Origin of the sequence: Afipia broomeae ATCC 49717, assembly GCF_000314675.2 — a bacterium.
Taxonomy (GTDB): domain Bacteria; phylum Pseudomonadota; class Alphaproteobacteria; order Rhizobiales; family Xanthobacteraceae; genus Afipia; species Afipia broomeae.
On record NZ_KB375284.1, the window covers coordinates 498,428 to 516,415 of the forward strand.

Below are 17,988 nucleotides of genomic sequence, written 5' to 3' on the forward strand. Positions count from 1 at the left end.
ACATTAATACTAACTGCAAACTATGTCAACGTCGTACCCCTACGCGATGTCAACCTGGTTGACTTCGGCCTGCGAATGCGGGACGATTCGGCGCCATCCGCCACCGCGACCATGAGATGATCACACCCAACGATTTCTACACGAAGCTCGGCGATTCGATCCGACGTCGCCGCGAGGAGCTGCGGCTGACCCAGGCCGAGCTCGGAGAGAGTCTCGGTCTGTCCCGCACGTCCGTCACGAACATCGAGCGCGGGCGCCAGCGCCTGCTGATCGATCAGTTTCAGGGCTTGTGCAAGGCGCTCGGCGTGTCCATGGAGACGCTTCTCGCGGACATCGACGCGGAGACGCGGCCCGTAGTCCGTCAGCCGAGCGAGCTCAGGCGGATGCCGACCGTGACGGCCTACCTGCAGCGCACCCTGGTCAAGGCAGGTGAGCGGTGAGGCCGCTGCGCCCGCGCTACAGCCGCATCCGCCGCTGTGCGGCCGACCTTCTCGCCGAGAACGGCATCGAACGTCCGGCGGTCCCCGTCGAGCGCCTGGCCAAGGCCGCCGGCGCAGTGATGGAGTATCGCGACTTCAACAACGAAATTTCCGGTTTGCTGATCCGGAAGCACCAGATGGTGGTCATCGCCGTCGCCAAGGAGCAGCCGGAGCAACGGCAGAGGTTCACGATCGCCCACGAACTGGGCCATCTCCTGCTTCACGACGGCATCGAGGTCCGCGTGGACAAGCATTTCCGCGTCAACCTTCGATCGGGGGCGTCGTCGAAGGCCGAGGATGTCGAGGAAATCGAGGCCAATGCCTTCGCCGCCGAACTTCTGATGCCGCGCGAATTCCTGCTGCGCGACGCCAGAAAGCTGACGCTCGATATCGAAGACGAAGAGCAGGTCGCAACTCTTGCGCGGCGTTACGAAGTCAGTCGACAGGCGATGACGTTTCGGCTGATGAACCTATTCGGAGAGCGAGCCTGATGCTGCAATGGCTGCGATCGCTCTTGTCGCTGATCTTCGGGAAGCAGACCCCGCCTTCTCAGCCTGAGGCCGACCGCTGGCGGCGGCCCAGACTGAACGTTCCGCGCTACGCCGGCGCCGGGGAGGTCCCGCCGATGCACTGGAAGGCTTGCCACCCAACGACGATCCGCCGTTTCAAGGCCGAATTCTCCTGTCCGAACGGGCACGGCATCGTTCTGAAAGGCCATTCGGTCGATGCCGACGGCACTGTGCATCCCAGCGTCGTCTGCCCCGAGCAGTCTTGCGATTTTCACGATTTCGTTCGACTGGCGCGCTGGGACGCCGGTCCAGTCTGACGTCTGCGTCCAAGCACCCCAAAAACGTTGGCGTGCGCCCCTCCCCGGGCTTGCAGGGGCGTCTCTTTTGCCAAGGCGTGCCGAGCAACATGCAGGCCACCGGAAACTAAACGGAGGCAAAAGGGGTCAGAGGTGACCTATAAGTGGCGCTGCCGGTCGTTCTGGCCGACGACGGGGTCGCGGCCGGCGAGGCAGTCGAGTACCTGAGCGCCAATACCGCCGTGATGCGAGCCGAAGCGCTCTGGCGGAAACCCGGCTGCGCCGGCGCGGTCGCGGCCAGCCGCACCGGAGATCCGGCCACCGGCGATTTAGGCGACGCCAAACTGATCCGGAAGTTCGGCGACCTACCGGACGATCTGAGCGAGCTGTGATGCCCTACCCGCTCGGGCGCACGAAGCGCTGCAAGCCTCGCGGGACGGCGAGATCACCCACCACCGCTGCCTGAATCTGCTCGGCGTCGATACCGCACCGGCACGCTCTGTCCCACGGTCAACGTGACCACCGCGGAGGTCCAGTGGTTCGAAGCCGAATTCGCTCCCCCGTTCGTGCTCGCCAGGCAACAGAGATGTCATCACCTGGTGGTCGAGAAGGAACTCGATGCGGCCGGCGTGAAGCCGGCTCGGAAGCAGGAGGGGCTCTGGGCGACCTTCTATCGGAAGGTTGGGTTAACTATACGGACCTGAAGGGGAAAACCCACCCGGACTTCGGATTCAGGGTCGAGATTTTGGCTTGACAAAAAGCACCGTCTTTCAGATATTTCAGATGAGAAGGGTGAACCCATGGTCGCTACGGCATTGAAGACGCACGTCGTCGCTCCCGAAGAGCGGTCTTCGGCAAAAGGCTTGTTGGATCTTCTCGCCGAAGCTGGTGGCGGGGGAATCGGCCAAGTCAAGCTCGTATTCGAACCCACTCTCGGCCGAAAGTCGGCAGTCGTAGTGCCTGACGGGCTGGTGGATGTCATCAGAGACCTGGCAGGCCTCATTGAAGGGAGCCGACAAGTCAGCTTGTTCGCCGACGATCCGGAAGTGACGCCGGAACAGGCGTCCGACCTGCTCGGCATCTCGCGCCCTACCGTCGTTCAGCGTATCAAGCAGGGTGACCTGAACGCTCGCATGGTCGGAGCACATCATCGCATTCGTATGTCGGATCTGATCGCCTTCCGGCAGCAACAGACGAAGAAGGCCGAGGCCGAATTCGAAGCTCGTTCCAAAGCCGCTCGGTTCGCGGTGGCCAACACCGTCATCGAGGGCGGCCACGTACTGCCTGAAACCGAAGAATTGATGAATGAGTGGGCGCGCGGGGAGATCGACGATGACGAATTGATCGAGCAGGGCCTGAAAAGGTTCGGCCCGGGTGCTTGATCCGTACCTGCTCCCGAACGGAACTCTTCAAAACAGGCTTGGCACCGACGATCCTTCGGAGCTTCTGCGCAGAGAAGACCAGCTGGTTTCTCTCCGGCAGACCGTTCTGGCCCGCACACGACCGAGCGCTCCCTTCGACTTCAACAAGCTCAGCGAGATCCATCGCTATCTTTTCCAAGATGTCTATGAATGGGCCGGAAAGCCCAGAAGTTGCGACTTGCGTAAGGCGGCATACTCGGACTCGGACGAAAGCCCAAAGCAGTTCACGCCTAGCTCAAAGATCAAGGCTGAAGCCGACCGGATTTTCGGTACGTTAATCCGGAAGAACGAATTGCGTGGATTGAACCCGGGCGATTTCACCGACTCCGCAGCCGAGCTCTTCGTCGAAATCAACAATCTCCATCCCTTCAGGGAAGGCAACGGGAGAGCGCAACGCTTCTTTCTTAGCGCCCTCGCCGAAAACGCCGGCCATGAACTGGCATTCGACGTCGTTACAAAAGAGCGCATGATCGAAGTCAGCGTCGCCGGAATCGACGGCGACGTGGCCGGAGCCAAGCGCCTGTTCAAGGAGATATCCGATCCGAGAAGGGTGAGGGCGCTCAGAAAAGCGTTAAACTTCCTCAAGAAGTCGAATTCGGTCCCTTGGAACGACCTCTACATTGCTACAACGACCGCAGGGCAGGCCTACGCCGGCGTGCTCGTCGGGATGGCGGGCAACGACTACATGATGCGCGTATCCGGAGACCCGCAAGATTGGATCGCGGTCGGAGAGATCGACGACCTTCCGGAAAATTCGTCCGGAGGCGACGACCTCATCCTGACCGCCAAGCGGTTCTGAGTCCGGCGAGCAGCAGCAGCATTCCCAACAAGATCCTCCAGACTCGCGATGCCGATCGCGACAGGTCTAAGTATCTCAGCGGGAATCATCGAGTTTATTCGCTCAACTTCCTGCAAAGAGTCCCCGAAGCGGAATTGAAGAAGCAAGGGATCGATCGCCCTGCCGTCGTCCAAGACGTCTGAGTGGCGGGAGCATGCGGACAGAGAGGTTCTGGATGCCTGATGCGACTCTGAGCGCCGTCCGACCTCATGTGCCATACCCGATGAATGCCAACAAACGTCGCGCGATCCTAGGCTCGAACTCGGATAGCGTCGCCCTATCGATACAAAATTCAGTGTGGAAAACGATGCGGACGTTGCCCCGCCTACGACAATACTTATCGCCAACTTGCGCAATGCTACCGAAAACCTTAGTTGACGCGTTACAACCAACGGTTTTTGGCGGCGTCCGCTGCACTGCGAGAGGGAGGGCTTCGTGACCACCGGTAAAGTCACGCCGCTCGGCTATCTGAGCGATCAGGAGACCAAGGTCGATTTCCTCAACAACGAGGCTATCGCGCGAACCATCGTCCGGCTGATCGGCGAAACGACGGATTCCGCGGTCACGATCGGCGTCCACGGCGACTGGGGCGCCGGAAAATCCAGCGTGCTGGAGATGGTCGAGGCCGCCTTCCCAGAAGGTGGCGACGTCCTATGCCTGAAGTTCAGCGGCTGGCAATTTCAGGGGTTTGAAGATGCCAAGATCGCACTGATCGAAGGCGTCGTGAACGGTCTCATCGAGAAGCGCTCTCTGGCGACGAAAGCCGCCGACGAGGTCAAACGGGTGCTGAAGAGCGTCGACTGGCTGAAGGTCGCCAAGAAAGGTGGCGGTCTGGCTGTGACGGCCGTCACCGGCATCCCGGTTCTCGGACTCGACGACCTCGTCGGCTCCGCGGTCGAATACGTGAAGAACGTCGTGACCGACAAGGACGCGCGCGAAGCAGCCGTCAAGCAGATCGAGGAATTCAAGAAAGAGAAGGGCGACGAAGCGAGCGGACGCAGCGTGCCCACCGAGATCAGGGAATTTAGGGAGGCGTACAAGGAGCTGATCAAGAAGGCGGGCATCAAGCGTCTTGTCGTCCTGATCGACGACCTCGACCGCTGCCTGCCGCAGACTGCGATCGAAACGCTCGAGGCGATCCGGCTGTTTGTGCTGTGGGACAAGACCGCCTTCATCGTCGGCGCCGACGAAGGCATGATCGAGATCGCGGTCCGCGATCACTTCAAGAACCTGCCGGAGATCGACGTCGCAGCGAACAACGCTCGCGACTCCGGACCGAATTACACGCGGTCCTACCTGGAAAAGCTGTTGCAGGTGCCGTTCCGCATTCCGGCGCTCGGCGAGACCGAGACCGGAATCTACGTGACGCTGCTCCTGCTCGGCCGGGCTCTCGGCGAGGAATCGCCGGAGTTCGTGAAACTGCTGGCCCTCGGCAGGGCTGCCTTGGGCAAGCCATGGGAGGGCAAGGGGATCGATCACGACGCGATCAAGGTTGCGGTCGGAGAACGGTTCGACGAGATCGTCGACGCTCTGAATTTGGCCGATCGCGTGAGCCCCGTGCTGGCGGCCGGCACGAAAGGCAATCCGCGGCAGATCAAACGCTTCCTGAACGCGCTCGCGCTCAGGCTTGCGGTCGCGCAAGAGCGAGGCTTCGGCGACGCTATCGAACAACCTCGCCTGGCGAAGGTGATGCTGGCCGAGATGTTTCTCCATCCCACCGTGTTCGATCACATGGCCACGACGGCGGCGAGTTCGGAGGACGGCATCTGTCCTGAGATCGCGCTGATCGAAAAGATCGCCACCGGCGGCACCGACCCGACGCGGGCGAGCGGAGAAGAAGCTGCGGCGTCCGAAGGGGGCAACTCTGTGATCGACGAGTGGAAGACGCGCCCCGACGTCATGCGTTGGGCGGCGGTCAAGCCGGATCTCGGCGCGGCTTCGCTCAAGCCGTACCTCTTCGTGATCAAGGACAGGAAAAACTATCTCGGCGCCGCCGCTCCCCTGCCACACAAGCTGGTGGCGCTTCTGGAAAAGCTGCTCGGCGGCGAGATGTCGGCCAAGGGCGCCCTCGGCGACGTCAAGAATCTCAATCTCACCGAAGCGGTCCTGCTCTTCGATGCCCTGCGCACGAAAGTGCGAGAGGCGTCGAATTTCGAAGTGCGACCGGCGGCTATTCCGGGCGTCGCCGTGGTCGTGGAGGCTCACCCACCCCTGCAGGGCCGGTACGTCGACATCCTTGAAGCCCTGCCGCCCGACCGCGTCGGTCTGTGGGTCGCAGCCGGACATGCCTTCGTTACGGAAACGGCGCCGAAGGCCCGCATCGAGACCCTCCGCGAGAAGTGGAGGAAAGCCACCAAGAACCCGTTGTTGCGGACCGAACTGGAGCCGAAGAAGCCAGCGAGAGGGGGCCGCGCCCATGGGAACGTCTAATCCCTTCAACGGCGGCAACAATCGGAATCCGCTCGTGCCTGACTGGGTCGGTGGGGCCGGACCGGGCCCCGCCCCGCCCCGCCCTCCTGCGCCCAGTGCCGCCGCCCCCGGTGGCCCGGGTGCGCCGGGCGCTCCCGGCGGTGCCAACTCCGGAAACGGGAATCCCAGCGGCGCGAACCCGGCCGGCGGTAACCTGGGCAACGCAAACCCCGGCAACGGAAATCCCGGGGGCTCGGACGACGGCGACGCGCCTGCGCCGAATCGCTTCCAGAGCGCCCGCAGCAACTTCTTCAAATTCGCCAAGTCCGGCGGGGGCACTGGCGGCGGCGGAGGACGCGGCGGCGGCACCAATCGGAATCTGCGTCGCGCGGTCCGGTCGTTCGTCGGCAAGTCGAGCGGAGGCGCGCGTCGGGCGACGCAGCGCATGGCGGCGGAACGCAGCGCTACCGGAAGCTTGGGACGGATCCTCTCCACCGCCGGTACCGCGGGCATCCAGGAAACAGTTCGCCGTCTCGGCTTCGCGCAGTTGGCGACACTGCCGGTTCAGGACATCTATGCCGCGCTGGTCGATGTCATTTGCGAACCCGGCGGCGAACTCGACGAGTCGTTCGCCAGAGAGGCCTACATCAAGGCACTGGCCGAGATCAGCGAGGCACAGGCGGATCTAGAACGTCCCTCTCCCGAGACCACCGTATCGTTCCTGGCCTCCTTCATCACCAACGCGATCCAGAACCGACTGCTCAACGCGGTCGGAAACAAGGTCGTCGCGATTCCGCGCGACGTCGCGTCCGTCCAGAGCGTCGAACAGCAGATCAACGACTACATCCGCGGCAAGGTGAACGACGCAATGACGGAGGCCGGCGAAAACTTTCCCGTCGACCGCATCGTTTCGACCATCGACGACATCTATGAACGCTCGATTGTCCTGTTGGAGGGTCCGGACGTGGACGACCGCGATTCCGGAGCAGACGACGACTTCGCGGCGGAAGCCCAAGAGGAGATCGCCTGATGACGGCATATGCTTTGATCGGTCATATGGGGCCGGCAGACCAGGCGCCGGATCTCACAGGCCGCTGGCAAGCCCAGTTCCGTGTCGACCTCCTGAGCGGCAATCGGACTCTGGGGTACGGGATAGGCGGCGTCATCCGAAGCCTCGGACGGCTCGGCGTCTACCCGCGCGAAGTCGGCGTCGATGTCCTCGTTCTCGCGGCGATGGTGCATGCCGCCGACACGCGGATCAATCGCGTGCAGACGTCGCAGGACGCGTGGACGCGCGAACTCGGTATCTGCGTGCCGGTGTCCGATCCCGAACTATGGAGCGGGCAGCGCGCGCTTCTCGAAAAAATGCTCAGATTTCTGACCGGCGACCATTGGACGGTCTCGTTCAGGCCTCGCCCGGAAGGATTAGCCGACTTCGTCAGACGCCCGGTCGAGGGTCTCCAGGAACACGGGTTCGACGGGGTCGCCCTCTTCTCGGGCGGACTGGACAGTCTGATCGGCGCGATCGATCGTCTGCAAGAAGGCTCCTTTCCTCTGTTCGTGAGCCATGGAGGCGACGGAGCGATCAGCAAGCCTCAAAAGGACCTGTTTCTGGACGTTGTTTCCGCGTACCGGAACGACAATGGCGAACCGAGGCGCGTCCGCTTGGGAATGACATTCACCGACAAGGTTTTACCAGACGTCGGCCGAGAGGAAAGTACCCGTGGCCGATCCTTCCTGTTCATCGCCCTCGCCGCGATGGCCGGTTCAGGACTGGCGCGGCACTTCTCGCTCCATGTTCCGGAGAACGGTCTGATCGCCCTGAACGTCCCACTCGATTCCGTCAGGCTGGGATCCTTGAGCACCCGTACGACCCACCCCTACTACATGCGGCGCTGGAACGAATTGCTCTCGCAAGTCGGAATCGACGGCGTGATCGTCAACAGGTACTGGGACAAGACCAAAGGCGAGATGATGGAAAACTGCCTCAATCCGGATCTCCTACGCGAGCTCGCCGGCGGGTCCCTCTCCTGCGCCCACCCTGCCGCTGGCCGTTGGGTGAAGTCGGCGGCCGGCCGGCATACCCATTGCGGCCATTGCGTTCCGTGCATCATCCGCCAAGCCGCGTTCGATTACGCATGGGGTCGAGGCAACGATCCCACCGGGTACCGGGTCGATATCCACCAGCACCAGCTGAGTACGCAGGCGGCGGAAGGCAAGCAGGTGCGGGCATTCCAATACGCCGTCTCGCGCCTCGCCGGACGCCCCGAACTCGCCCGCGTATTGATCCACAAGCCGGGACCGCTGCTCGAGGATATCGCCCACCTCGACGGGCTCGCCGAAGTTTATTCGCGGGGTATCGCGGAAGTCGGCGAATTGCTACGCGATGTAGCGACGTTTTCACCGGCGGCGGAGTCCGAGATGACGGCATGAGGCTCGTCGATTTTCACTGCCACCTCGACCTGTATCCGGAGTTCGAAGAGCTGGTCGCCGAGAGCGACCGGCTCGGGATCTTCACGCTGGCGGTCACTACGACACCGAAGGCCTGGCCGCGAAATAGCAAATTGGCCTCATCGACGAAATACGTCAGAGCCGCGCTCGGACTGCATCCGCAGTTGGTGGCCGAGCGTTGGCGGGAAATCGATCTTTGGGAGAGGCTTCTCGGCGAAACGAGATACGTCGGCGAGGTCGGGCTCGACGCGGGTCCTCGCCACTTTTCGTCGTTGCCCCGTCAGACGGAAATTTTTCGACGCGTTCTGCGCTCCTGCGCCCAAGTGGGCGGCAAGATACTGTCGATTCACAGCGTGCGGGCAGCTGCCAAAGTTCTCGATTTGATCGAGGAAGAGGTTCCGGAGGGGCGCGCGAAATTCGTCTTTCATTGGTTCACGGGATCGGCCGCCGACGCAAGGCGGGCCGCGGACCTCGGCTGTTACTTCTCGATCAACAGTCAGATGCTGATGACGGATCGTGGGCGGGCGCTGGTCTCCGGTCTGCCGATCGATCGCCTCCTAACGGAAACCGACGGCCCGTTCACATCTCAGGGTGACGGTCCTGCCCGCCCGCGGGATGTCGGGCAAACTGTGAGGCATTTGGCGACGGCGAAAAGCCTGTCGCGCGAGGAAAGCGCGGCCGTAGTGCTACGCAATTTAAAGACCCTGACGGCATAGCGCTTCGGCTGGCTGCAAACTTGCCACCAGTCGGCCCGGCTTGCCAGCCACTAACCGAGGTCGCCCGCAGCGACCCGCCGCCGTCCCCCGGCTAATGCCGTCTGTCGGAAACAACGGCTGCCTTCAGAGGTTCGCGGGAAACCTGGAACTCGCCTTCGCCGTCGAATTTCTTTCCCATCATGCGGAGAAGCGCCCGCCCGGGTCCAACCGGCACTGGGTAGGCGGCCATCAGCTCCGGATTTTCCGGAAAACTCGGCCCAACCACTTCTTGGACTGCTCGAATGCTCAAACTCGCGCTCGCGCCTTCGAAGAGAAGCTCATCGGTCTCGGGATGCCAGACGCAAACGACTATCGCAAACATTGTCAGTGCTCTCTTCTGGACGCTCGCTTGCCGGCAATCGCACATTTGCGGTAGCGAAGCCGCCGAAAAATCATCCTCGGGCGCCAGTTCTCTTAGCGTTTTTGAAAGCGGTTGAAAGTGGCGCAAAAGATCGTCCGGGGGACCGAAAGATACCTTGACGACGTCTGGCCCCCTACCCCGCGGCAGGTCCCCTGGTCACATCGTCGGGCCGCTTACATCCCTTGAGCGTCGGCCAGACAAAGGCAAGCGCCTTCGGTCTGACGATACCGGTCTTCCCTTGCAGGTCGGCGGTGGGCGCCCCACCTCGCCGTAACGGTCACACCGACCGTCGCGCCAAGGAAGGTCGAAATAGTGCGCTTCGCGAACGCCGCGACTGGTCTCTGCCGGCACGGGAGGGGAAGGTCGGGTCACCCCGATACGGGTCTCTGACAGACGCCTTCAGAAACCGCAGTCTCTGTATCGCTTGCTGGCAATACGAAAGCGCGAGCCCGCTTCGACGAAATCGACGTCCAAGCATTGACCACCCCGGCGATAGCTGCTCAGCCCATCGCACCGAAGGTATTCGAGGTTGATACGCCATCGCTTCTCCTGCGGGGCGTAGGTCGCGAAATCATGTTGGGCGGCGGGCGGCCCCTTGCAGATCGTCGCGATGTACCGACGTATTTCGGCTGGCAGCCCGTCGATGTGATGGGGATTCCATGGATCGTCCCTGACAACGCCGCTGCTCCGGGAATTGGCCTCGAGGGCCGAACAAAGCAGAAGGAAGCTGCCCAGCAGAGCACCAAGTGCCGCCATCCAAAAAGCCGGTACGCGTTGCAGCTCGTTCAAGGTCCCGCCTCCGTCCGCCCGCCGGCGACTTCCTCGGCTTGACGCCTTATAGGGTACCCCCCTATATTATTAGCCGATGGGACATACGATCAAGCAGAAGTCGAAGCTCCTGGCGCGGGTAAAGCGCATCAAAGGACAGTTGGAGGCCGTCGAACGCGCGCTGGAGGCCGAACTCGGGTGCGCGGACGTCCTGATGCTGGTCGCCTCCGTCCGCGGCGCGGTCGGCGGGCTGACCACCGAACTGCTCGAGGACCACATCCGTCATCACGTCGTGGATCCGGATCGCGAAAAGGATCCTAATAAGGCCAAGGGCGCCGCCGACCTCATCGACGTCGTCCGAACCTACCTAAAGTGAACCGCATGACCGACCTGGCCTCCCTGCTGCAGCAGAGCAGCGCACAAGCATGGCTGTTCGTCCCCAGCGCGATCCTGCTCGGCGCGCTGCACGGGCTCGAGCCCGGCCATTCGAAGACCATGATGGCCGCCTTCATCGTCGCGATACGCGGCACCGTCTTCCAGGCCGTACTCCTCGGGCTGTCCGCGACGGTCTCACACACCGCCGTCGTCTGGGCCATCGCTCTCGCCGGTCTTCAATTCGGCCAGAAATGGTCCGGGGAACGAAGTGAGGCCTACCTGCAACTGGCTTCGGCCTTCATCATCGTCGGGATCGCCGCCTGGATGACTTGGCGCACATGGCGGGAGCAGAACGTGGCGACCGGCCATCATCACCACGTCGAGCCCCAGTTCGTCTCGCTGGCTGAACGATCGGTGTCGATCGAGATTTTCGAAGATGGCACCCCGCCTCGCTGGCGGATCCGGAGCGAAGCTGGTCAGTTCCTCCCGACAAGCGAGATCCGCGTGACGACGGTCCGCGCGGACGGCACCGAGCAGACTTTCGCGTTCGCAGACCATGGCGACCATCTGGAGAGCATCGAGGAGATCCCGGAACCGCACGCCTTCAAAGCTCGTGTCGTGCTGGGCGGGGACGCAGCCGAGATCGTGTTCGAGGAGAACAACTACGGTCACATGGACCTCGGCGACGAGGAGGACGCGCATGCGCGCGCCCACGCCGCCGATATCCGCAGGCGTTTCGCGGGACAGACGGTAAATACGCCCCAGATCATCCTCTTCGGCTTGACCGGCGGGCTGATCCCGTGTCCGGCGGCAATCACCGTGCTGTTGCTCTGCATCCAGTTGAAGCAGTTCAGCCTCGGCTTTGTGCTGGTGCTATGCTTCGGCATCGGTCTCGCGATCACCATGGTGTCGGCCGGCGTCGCCGCCGCCCTCAGCATTCGGCACGTCGAGCGGCACTGGAGCGGCTTCAGTCGCTTCGCTCATCGCGCACCCTATCTCTCGGCCGCGCTGATCGTTCTGGTCGGGCTCTATACCGGCTGGTCAGGCTGGCATGAACTGATGATCTGACAGGCCCGGAGCAGGCCGGCGACCGCGTCGACTTGTCGTACCGGCCGGCCTGTCCTGAGCATAGCCGGAAATGATGGCAAGCTTTATCCCCTCCAGGGGGATAGGATTTTAAAACATGAGCAAGACGCACGTCCACGAAAGTCCCCCGACATCGTCAAGCGCCTGAAGCGCGCCGACGGTCACCTGCAGAAGGTCATCGCGATGTTCGCCGAGGGGCGCCCATGCCTCGACCTCGCGCAGCAGCTTCACGCCGTCGAGAAGGCGGTCTCGGAGGCGAAGAAGGCTCTCATCCACGACCACGTCGACAACTGCCTGGACGCCGCCGCCAACGGCGGATCCGGCAAGTCGGCCAAGAACGTGCTCGCCGAGTTCAAGGCGATCTCGCGCTACCTGTGATGACGAAGTTCGCGATGATACCGAACCGCCTCGCGGTCCTGAGCGTCGTGCTCGCAGCGTCGACCATCGTGGCCGCGGCCGGGCCCGCACGGGTCCAATCCGACGCCAAGAAGCCGGCGGTCATCGCGATGGACGATGCGCAGATCAAGCGCGCCGGCATCGAACTGCGGCAGGCCGGCCCGTCTCCGATCGCGCGACCGGTGACCGTCCCGAGCACGATCGTGCCCGACGCGGGGCGGGTCGCGTACGTGTCCATCAAGGTCTTCCGTTCCTTGAGATCAAGATCGACAAGGGCGAGATCGCACGACGCGGCCTGAGCTTAGCGTCGGTGCAGGATCTGATCGCGACTGCGATCGGCGGGACCGACGCAGGCCTCGTCTTCGAAGGCGACCGCCGTTTCAAGATCGTCGTGCGGCTCCCGGACGCGCTGCGCGACGACATCCCCTCGCTTGAGGAACTGCCGGTCCCACTCCCGCAGGCGAATCCGAACGTACCCGCGTCGTCCATCCCGCTACGGGTCATTGCTTTCCCGAGCAGACGGTAGGCTACAACCAGATCAGTCGTGAGAACGGTAAGCGCCGCGTAGTGTTGACGGCCGAGGTTCGGGGCCGAGACATCGGTTCGCTGGTCACCGAGGCGCAGGCGAAGGTCGCCGAACAGGTGAAGCTGCCTCCGGGCAGCTATCTCGCCTGGGGCGGTCAGTTCGAAAACTTCGCCGTTGCGCGCCAGCGTCTCGCGTTCGTCGTGCCCGGCGTTTTCGCGCTGATTTCCATGCTGCTGTTCGGGGCGCTCGGTTCGGCTCGGGACGCGGCTCTCGTCTTTAGCGCGGTTCCGCTCGCCCTAACCGGCGGCATCGCCGCTCTCTAGCTGCGCGGAATGCCGTTCTCTATCTCGGCGGCCGTCGGATTCATCGCGCTATCGGGCGTCGCCGTGCAGAATGGCCTGGTCATGCTGACGCAGATCCGGAGGCTGATAGCCGATGGGGTGCATTTCAGGGCCGCGATCCGGGAGGGGCGCTCTGACCCGCTTTCGGCCAGTCGCTATGACCGCACTCGGCACGCGCTTCGGCCCGTGATGGCTCCATCGGCACCGGTTTCACTTAGACGTGAATATGTAACCGATCTCAATCGGTCTTCGAAGTCATGAATACCGGGACATTCGTATTTCTCCCGACATGGAAGGAAGAATCAATGCGCGAGAGCGCTCTTTTATGGCCTCGTGCCGGTCCAGCCGTTCGAATATCGCGTGTCGCTTGGCGAACCATGATGACGGGTACAAACCCGATCGGCTCGTCTGTACCCATCAGCGCGGATCAAAAGCAGGTACTTGGGCGGGCTCCGACAACTCGGCCGGACAGGCCTGGCACGTTATTTGAGCGGCTTGAGCTTGGTTGACTTCTCGCACTTGCACCTCCGCTGGGCTGCCACCACTTGGCGCGACCGTGCATCACGCTGCACCTCCGAGACAATTTCGTCCCAATCGGCCCCCGCTCGCAAACCGCAAGAAGAAAATCGCGATGAAGCCCGCTGAAGTGCAGAGCACACCACTCGATTGCCTGATAATCGGAGGTGGGCCAGCAGGTCTTGCCGCCGCAATTTATTTGGCTCGTTTCCGTCGGAATTGCCGGCTCGTCGACGATGGCGCAAGTCGCGCGGCACTGATTCCAACCTCACATAATCTAGCTGGTTTCCCGGATGGTATTGGCGGTATCGCGCTTTTGGAACGCATGAGAGCTCACGCGCTCAAATATGACGCCTTTTTCCTTTCGAGCACGGTTTCCAGCCTGGAGCGCCAAGAAGGAGGCGTGTTCGTCGCCACGCTCGTCACCGAACGCCTGGCGGCCCGAACGATACTGCTGGCGACCGGCGTGGTCGACAGGGAGCCACGTCTGCCCGACCTGGAAGGGGCAATCCGACGAAGACTGATCCGCCACTGTGGAATTTGCGATGGCTACGAAGCGATTGGCCAGAAGGTCGGGGTGCTTGGTCAGGGGTCGAGCGGCCTGAACGAGGCCTTCTTCTTGAAGACTTACACGTCCGATATCACTCTCCTCTCGCTAGGGGCGAAGCTCGGGCTTTCAGAGGAGGAGCAACGCAACGCTGCGGCTTCGGGAATCAAGGTCGTCGAAGAGCCGATCGGCGCCGTTGCCATCGAAGAAGGTCGTGTCCGTGCCTTGGTTCTACAAGGCGGCGCGCGTCACTCTTTCGATACGCTATACTCCGCTCTCGGGAGCGATGCGCGCTCCGGGCTCGCCCGCAACGCCGGGGCAAAGATCGATCACGACGGTTGTGTCGTTACGGATGAACACCAACACACGTCCGTCGAGGGACTGTTCGCTGCTGGCGATGTTGTTTGCGGCCTGGATCAAATCAGCGTCGCCGTCGGACAGGGGGCAATTGCCGCCACCGCCATCCACAATTACCTACGCGGAGCGCAGCCGCGATCCACAATGTGGCGGAGATCGATAGAAGTGCCGTCCTAGTCTTTGACAGGCACTTCTCTCGCTGGCAGCGGCGCCATCGTCCGGATGCCCTTGCGCATCCTGACGACTTCAAGCTGTATATTCCTGGGCCGGAGATGCGCCGGACCCAGCGACGACCGTTTGAAATCGACGGCGACAGCACCGCAAGCCAGCATGCAGCGACCCAGCACGTGCTGAAAACAAGTGAGCGAGGGATTTCCGGATGGTTGCTCTTGCTGACCTCAAGGCCGACCTTCCGGATTGGCCAGATGACGTCTTGGATCAGTGGCTGCTGAATCTGGCGAAGCAAGAGGGCATGGGGTGGCCTCCACCCGTGCCCTTCAACGGCCATCGATGGCAGTACATCATCGTCAAGCCGATCCTCTGGTGGCAGAAGGTTACTTGGTCACTGGAACAGCGTGACTGCAGCTTCGACGAACTCTCGGTGAATTCCCGAAAGATCATGAACTCAATGTTCATGGCCCTCGTTCTCGGCGTCGAGAATGGATACGGCGGCGACAACAGCAAGGAGCGATTTGAGTCGTGCCTAAATTATCTGGCTCTCAACGGCCGATTTCCTCGGTCTCCGGTCACGATGCCCATCGCGACGGGCCTCAGTATTCTCGATGGGAACCACCGCGTGTATTCGCTCACGTTTATGCAGAACGTGCCTGAGGCCGAATTGAAAAAGCAGGGGGTCGACCGGCCCACAGTCATCCAAGACGTCTGGCTCGCAAAGCACCAAGACGGCGAGGTTCTCGATAGCTGAGAACATCTAGATCCGCCCGGCCGCCGACAGGCCGTCCGTCTTCCCAGCGCCGAAAAAACGTCGGCGTCTCTCGCCGCCCACCGCAAGCGAGGTTCTCGTCAAGAAAACGCTCGTGGACTAGCGCGGTTTCGGACCGTTTTGGTAGCGCGACCGGGCCGCCGGATTGGTGGGCAAGAGGTGCTCTCCCGTCCGATCGTGCGCGAATGCAGAATATGGGCCTAACTGCAACATCGCCATCCCGTCGTGCGCGAACTGCTTGACTTCGTTCGGCCATAGCGCTTGTCCGATATGGTCGTTTCGGCCTGGCTTGATCGTAGAGAGCATCGCCAGGAATGAGATCGCGATAACGGCTCTGGAAAACATGTCGATTCCATCGTTGTTCGAATGAAACGCTCCTTGCGCTCCAACAACGAATTTGAAACGCCCGCCCCGGCTGCAACTGACTTCACCTCAAGGTGAATTGCCGGACTCGTCCTCTCACCAGCGCAGCAATCGCGGCCCCAGGATCGCGCCTGTCAGCGTGCACAGCACGATCGTGCCGCCATACCAGATCGCGACGAACGGCAGGGAATCGTCGGTACAGTGAAGCGCATATGCGATCGAGCTCACCCCACCCGCAACAAGGCCGCTCAAGGCGCCGGCACGGACCAGATTGGTCGGTGCCGCTCTTCGCACCGCCCAAATGGCAAGCGCGAAGGGCACAATCGCGATAATCGGGATGGATAGGACGCATTCGAGCCATTCGCTTCCCAAGACCATCCTATCCCAGTGTGAGCTGGGCGCTTGACCGAGGCTGACGGCAGCGAGCAGCATCATCGTCACAAAGGGGATTGCCGCCAGACCAAACGAGACTTTCCTCTCGCCACCGGGTCGTACCGCTCGCGCCAGATAAACGGAAGCCACACCTGCGGTGGAAAGAGCAAATGCCAATTTCATTGCAAGGAAGACGGCAGCGCGCGGCGTCGTGACATCGTCGCGAACACCGAGCCCGACAAGCACTCCGACAACCGCCACAAGCGTCCCGACCACAAGGGCGACACCGACGGCACGGTCGACCCGCCGGCGATCGACCGGCTCGACGACCAGGCTGAGCGCAGCGATCAGTTCGTCGGTATTCATGTTTTCGTCCCTTGAGCGATCAATTTCGCCAACGCCTTGAGGCCACGATGCACGCCGACCTTCACCCCCGATTCCGAAATCCCACACTTCAGTGCCGCTTCGGCTACGCTCAATCCATCAATCTTAACAGCTTGGATGGCGCATTGCATTTTTTCGGGCAACCGGCTCAGCAACTTTCCGACATCGAAACTGCTTTCGACGCCAAGGTGGTCGTCGTGCGCCGTGACCTCGTTGGCCTCGTCGATCGGCACATCGGCCACGGATGCCCGCGTCCGCCGCAGGAAGTCGATCAGTTTGTAGCGTGCGATCGCATGCACCCAGGGAGTCAACGGCTCCTCAGGATCATAGGTGTGTCGTTGGATATGGATCGCCAATACCGCTTCCTGAACCAGATCTTCGGCCTCCTGCGCGCCCCGCCCCACCCTACCCAGCTTGCCCTTGTAGTAGGCGCGTAAATGACGGCTCAGCCGCTTGAGCAATCTTTGGTGAGCGGCGGCATTTCCGTCCTGACTGGAAAGCATCAGAGCCTTGAGTTCCGCTTCAATGGCGGAGGGGCCTATCTTATGCTGATATTCATTCACGCGGTCGATCCGGTTACGGCCGGTGCTGCGATACGATCTGAAGCGCACGTTCGGCCGCAGTGTAGCTCGTCGTGTCGTACGCGACCGCCATTTGCGGCGCACGCAAACGATCGCGCTAGGTCGAAGTATTCCATCTCTGACATTCCTCGCATGTTTCCGATCTGCCGCTCAAACGGCAGGTGTCGACCCGCGCGCGCATCGGCCGACGCGACATCCGAGCCGCGCTCGGGGAACGCCGACCAAGTCAAGTGCGAGGAGGATGCTCCGGCGGTCGTTCGGGCAGACCGTCGACCCCTGAGATGTTGGACCCGCTTCGACCAGGATCCGCAATTCGGATCCTTGTGAACGAGTAGCGCGGGCACCTCGTTTGCGAACGCTGTCGATGAAATGAGAGCCGCGTACAGCATGCCCACCACGTTCCGTCCGGTGGATGCGCTCAAGATCGTTTGCCTATGTTGTTGCGACCTGCGCCGCGCAGGCCATCGAAATCTCCCGTGGTGCAGAATCGGATGTCGAGGCATCGTAGCTCCGCACCCATTTTGCCGACTCCGGAAATATGCGCGACGACGCGCAGGAATTGCCGGTGCGACGCGTCCGCCATGAACGGGAGCGCGAAGAGAAAGACGACGAACGTCGCGATGATCTTCGGGACATATGTCAAGGTCATTTCCTGGATCTGCGTGAGGGCCTGGAACAACGAGACCGCGACTCCCACGATCGTGCCCGCGATCAGTAGGGGCGCGGAAATCAGGACCACCGTGAGAATGGCGTCCCTGGCGGCTTCGATGACCTCGGTACCCGTCATTAGCCGCGCTCCGGACTGACTAGCTGTCTCGCCGATGGGCTTCGAGGCTCGGCAGCGGAGGAAGGAGCCGCGCTGCCAGGTACGAACGGTCGGGTGATGGCCGAGCGGCCTTGAGCCTCTCGGCGAA

General features: G+C 62.1%; 19 protein-coding genes and 3 pseudogenes. 17 read left to right on the top strand and 5 right to left on the bottom strand.

The window, feature by feature from the left end; all coding sequences use genetic code 11:
• The first annotated feature begins 116 nt into the window (after positions 1–116).
• The 10 genes from HMPREF9695_RS25330 to qatD all read left to right on the top strand — a co-directional run bounded on the left by HMPREF9695_RS25330 (position 117) and on the right by qatD (position 9,119).
• Positions 117–440: a helix-turn-helix domain-containing protein gene (locus HMPREF9695_RS25330; RefSeq protein WP_006023087.1), complete on the top strand. Its 324-nt coding sequence runs from the start codon at positions 117–119 to the stop codon at positions 438–440.
• Complete coding sequence (locus HMPREF9695_RS21865) at positions 437–970, top strand: ImmA/IrrE family metallo-endopeptidase (protein WP_006023088.1); 534 nt, start codon at positions 437–439, stop codon at positions 968–970. The genes HMPREF9695_RS25330 and HMPREF9695_RS21865 overlap by 4 nt, the downstream gene beginning before the upstream one ends.
• Positions 971–993: 23 nt before the next feature.
• Positions 994–1,305 carry a hypothetical protein gene (locus HMPREF9695_RS21870; protein WP_245258803.1) on the top strand — a complete coding sequence of 104 codons (312 nt, stop codon included), beginning with the start codon at positions 994–996 and terminating at the stop codon, positions 1,303–1,305.
• A 143-nt stretch (positions 1,306–1,448) separates the two neighbouring features.
• Complete coding sequence (locus HMPREF9695_RS21875; protein ID WP_006023090.1) at positions 1,449–1,676, top strand: hypothetical protein; 228 nt, start codon at positions 1,449–1,451, stop codon at positions 1,674–1,676.
• 408 nt (positions 1,677–2,084) lie between these two features.
• Positions 2,085–2,666, top strand: coding sequence for a helix-turn-helix domain-containing protein (locus HMPREF9695_RS26000; RefSeq protein ID WP_006023091.1), 582 nt, complete (start codon positions 2,085–2,087; stop codon positions 2,664–2,666).
• The gene (locus tag HMPREF9695_RS21895) at positions 2,659–3,504 is read left to right on the top strand and encodes a Fic/DOC family protein (RefSeq protein WP_006023092.1); all 846 of its coding nucleotides are present in this window, start codon (positions 2,659–2,661) and stop codon (positions 3,502–3,504) included. The genes HMPREF9695_RS26000 and HMPREF9695_RS21895 overlap by 8 nt, the downstream gene beginning before the upstream one ends.
• A gap of 474 nt (positions 3,505–3,978) precedes the next feature.
• Positions 3,979–5,973, top strand: a complete 1,995-nt coding sequence (qatA, locus tag HMPREF9695_RS21900; protein WP_006023093.1) for a Qat anti-phage system ATPase QatA — start codon at positions 3,979–3,981, stop codon at positions 5,971–5,973.
• Positions 5,960–6,982, top strand: coding sequence for a Qat anti-phage system associated protein QatB (gene qatB / locus HMPREF9695_RS25335; RefSeq protein ID WP_006023094.1), 1,023 nt, complete (start codon positions 5,960–5,962; stop codon positions 6,980–6,982). Before qatA ends, qatB begins: the two co-directional genes overlap by 14 nt.
• Positions 6,982–8,385 (top strand): Qat anti-phage system QueC-like protein QatC, encoded by a 1,404-nt coding sequence (gene qatC / locus HMPREF9695_RS21910; protein WP_006023095.1) that lies wholly within the window; start codon positions 6,982–6,984, stop codon positions 8,383–8,385. Before qatB ends, qatC begins: the two co-directional genes overlap by 1 nt.
• Positions 8,382–9,119, top strand: coding sequence for a Qat anti-phage system TatD family nuclease QatD (gene qatD / locus HMPREF9695_RS21915; protein ID WP_006023096.1), 738 nt, complete (start codon positions 8,382–8,384; stop codon positions 9,117–9,119). The genes qatC and qatD overlap by 4 nt, the downstream gene beginning before the upstream one ends.
• A gap of 91 nt (positions 9,120–9,210) precedes the next feature.
• Here the strand turns inward: qatD and HMPREF9695_RS21920 are convergent, their stop codons facing one another.
• Positions 9,211–9,480, bottom strand: coding sequence for a hypothetical protein (locus HMPREF9695_RS21920; RefSeq protein ID WP_006023097.1), 270 nt, complete (start codon positions 9,478–9,480; stop codon positions 9,211–9,213).
• A 438-nt stretch (positions 9,481–9,918) separates the two neighbouring features.
• The gene (locus HMPREF9695_RS21925) at positions 9,919–10,308 is read right to left on the bottom strand and encodes a hypothetical protein (RefSeq protein ID WP_157224009.1); all 390 of its coding nucleotides are present in this window, start codon (positions 10,306–10,308) and stop codon (positions 9,919–9,921) included.
• Positions 10,309–10,384: 76 nt separating this feature from the next.
• Here HMPREF9695_RS21925 and HMPREF9695_RS21930 point away from each other — a divergent pair, with 76 nt between their 5' ends.
• From HMPREF9695_RS21930 to HMPREF9695_RS21970, 7 genes and pseudogenes are all read left to right on the top strand, one after another.
• The gene (locus tag HMPREF9695_RS21930; protein ID WP_006023099.1) at positions 10,385–10,663 is read left to right on the top strand and encodes a metal/formaldehyde-sensitive transcriptional repressor; all 279 of its coding nucleotides are present in this window, start codon (positions 10,385–10,387) and stop codon (positions 10,661–10,663) included.
• A 5-nt stretch (positions 10,664–10,668) separates the two neighbouring features.
• Positions 10,669–11,730: a HoxN/HupN/NixA family nickel/cobalt transporter gene (locus HMPREF9695_RS21935; RefSeq protein ID WP_006023100.1), complete on the top strand. Its 1,062-nt coding sequence runs from the start codon at positions 10,669–10,671 to the stop codon at positions 11,728–11,730.
• A 115-nt stretch (positions 11,731–11,845) separates the two neighbouring features.
• Positions 11,846–12,126, top strand: a pseudogene (locus HMPREF9695_RS21940) (metal-sensing transcriptional repressor).
• Positions 12,126–12,443 carry a hypothetical protein gene (locus tag HMPREF9695_RS21945; protein ID WP_006023102.1) on the top strand — a complete coding sequence of 106 codons (318 nt, stop codon included), beginning with the start codon at positions 12,126–12,128 and terminating at the stop codon, positions 12,441–12,443. Before HMPREF9695_RS21940 ends, HMPREF9695_RS21945 begins: the two are co-directional and overlap by 1 nt.
• Positions 12,359–13,195, top strand: a pseudogene (locus HMPREF9695_RS26005) (efflux RND transporter permease subunit); the annotation flags it as partial. The gene HMPREF9695_RS21945 and the pseudogene HMPREF9695_RS26005, both read left to right, overlap by 85 nt.
• Before the next feature lie 447 nt (positions 13,196–13,642).
• Positions 13,643–14,608 (top strand): NAD(P)/FAD-dependent oxidoreductase, encoded by a 966-nt coding sequence (locus tag HMPREF9695_RS21965; RefSeq protein WP_051055042.1) that lies wholly within the window; start codon positions 13,643–13,645, stop codon positions 14,606–14,608.
• Between the two features lie 202 nt (positions 14,609–14,810).
• The gene (locus HMPREF9695_RS21970) at positions 14,811–15,356 is read left to right on the top strand and encodes a hypothetical protein (RefSeq protein WP_006023106.1); all 546 of its coding nucleotides are present in this window, start codon (positions 14,811–14,813) and stop codon (positions 15,354–15,356) included.
• A gap of 477 nt (positions 15,357–15,833) precedes the next feature.
• On the opposite strand, the gene HMPREF9695_RS21980 is transcribed toward HMPREF9695_RS21970, so the two are convergent.
• The 3 genes and pseudogenes from HMPREF9695_RS21980 to HMPREF9695_RS21990 all read right to left on the bottom strand — a co-directional run.
• Complete coding sequence (locus HMPREF9695_RS21980) at positions 15,834–16,475, bottom strand: NrsF family protein (RefSeq protein ID WP_006023108.1); 642 nt, start codon at positions 16,473–16,475, stop codon at positions 15,834–15,836.
• Positions 16,472–17,056 (bottom strand): sigma-70 family RNA polymerase sigma factor, encoded by a 585-nt coding sequence (locus tag HMPREF9695_RS21985; protein WP_006023109.1) that lies wholly within the window; start codon positions 17,054–17,056, stop codon positions 16,472–16,474. The genes HMPREF9695_RS21980 and HMPREF9695_RS21985 overlap by 4 nt, the downstream gene beginning before the upstream one ends.
• A gap of 547 nt (positions 17,057–17,603) precedes the next feature.
• A pseudogene (locus HMPREF9695_RS21990) lies at positions 17,604–17,861 on the bottom strand (flagellar biosynthetic protein FliQ); the annotation flags it as partial.
• Positions 17,862–17,988: the final 127 nt, after the last annotated feature.

Excerpts from the sequence above, each read along its gene's own strand:
- HMPREF9695_RS25330 (WP_006023087.1), top strand. The coding sequence starts at position 117 with ATGATCACACCCAACGATTTCTACACGAAGCTCGGCGATTCGATCCGA.
- HMPREF9695_RS26000 (WP_006023091.1), top strand. The coding sequence starts at position 2,085 with ATGGTCGCTACGGCATTGAAGACGCACGTCGTCGCTCCCGAAGAGCGG.
- qatB (WP_006023094.1), top strand. The coding sequence starts at position 5,960 with ATGGGAACGTCTAATCCCTTCAACGGCGGCAACAATCGGAATCCGCTC.
- qatC (WP_006023095.1), top strand. The coding sequence starts at position 6,982 with ATGACGGCATATGCTTTGATCGGTCATATGGGGCCGGCAGACCAGGCG.
- qatD (WP_006023096.1), top strand. The coding sequence starts at position 8,382 with ATGAGGCTCGTCGATTTTCACTGCCACCTCGACCTGTATCCGGAGTTC.
- HMPREF9695_RS21920 (WP_006023097.1), bottom strand. The coding sequence starts at position 9,480 with ATGTTTGCGATAGTCGTTTGCGTCTGGCATCCCGAGACCGATGAGCTT.
- HMPREF9695_RS21930 (WP_006023099.1), top strand. The coding sequence starts at position 10,385 with ATGGGACATACGATCAAGCAGAAGTCGAAGCTCCTGGCGCGGGTAAAG.
- HMPREF9695_RS21935 (WP_006023100.1), top strand. The coding sequence starts at position 10,669 with ATGACCGACCTGGCCTCCCTGCTGCAGCAGAGCAGCGCACAAGCATGG.
- HMPREF9695_RS21945 (WP_006023102.1), top strand. The coding sequence starts at position 12,126 with ATGACGAAGTTCGCGATGATACCGAACCGCCTCGCGGTCCTGAGCGTC.
- HMPREF9695_RS21965 (WP_051055042.1), top strand. The coding sequence starts at position 13,643 with ATGAAGCCCGCTGAAGTGCAGAGCACACCACTCGATTGCCTGATAATC.
- HMPREF9695_RS21970 (WP_006023106.1), top strand. The coding sequence starts at position 14,811 with ATGGTTGCTCTTGCTGACCTCAAGGCCGACCTTCCGGATTGGCCAGAT.
- HMPREF9695_RS21980 (WP_006023108.1), bottom strand. The coding sequence starts at position 16,475 with ATGAATACCGACGAACTGATCGCTGCGCTCAGCCTGGTCGTCGAGCCG.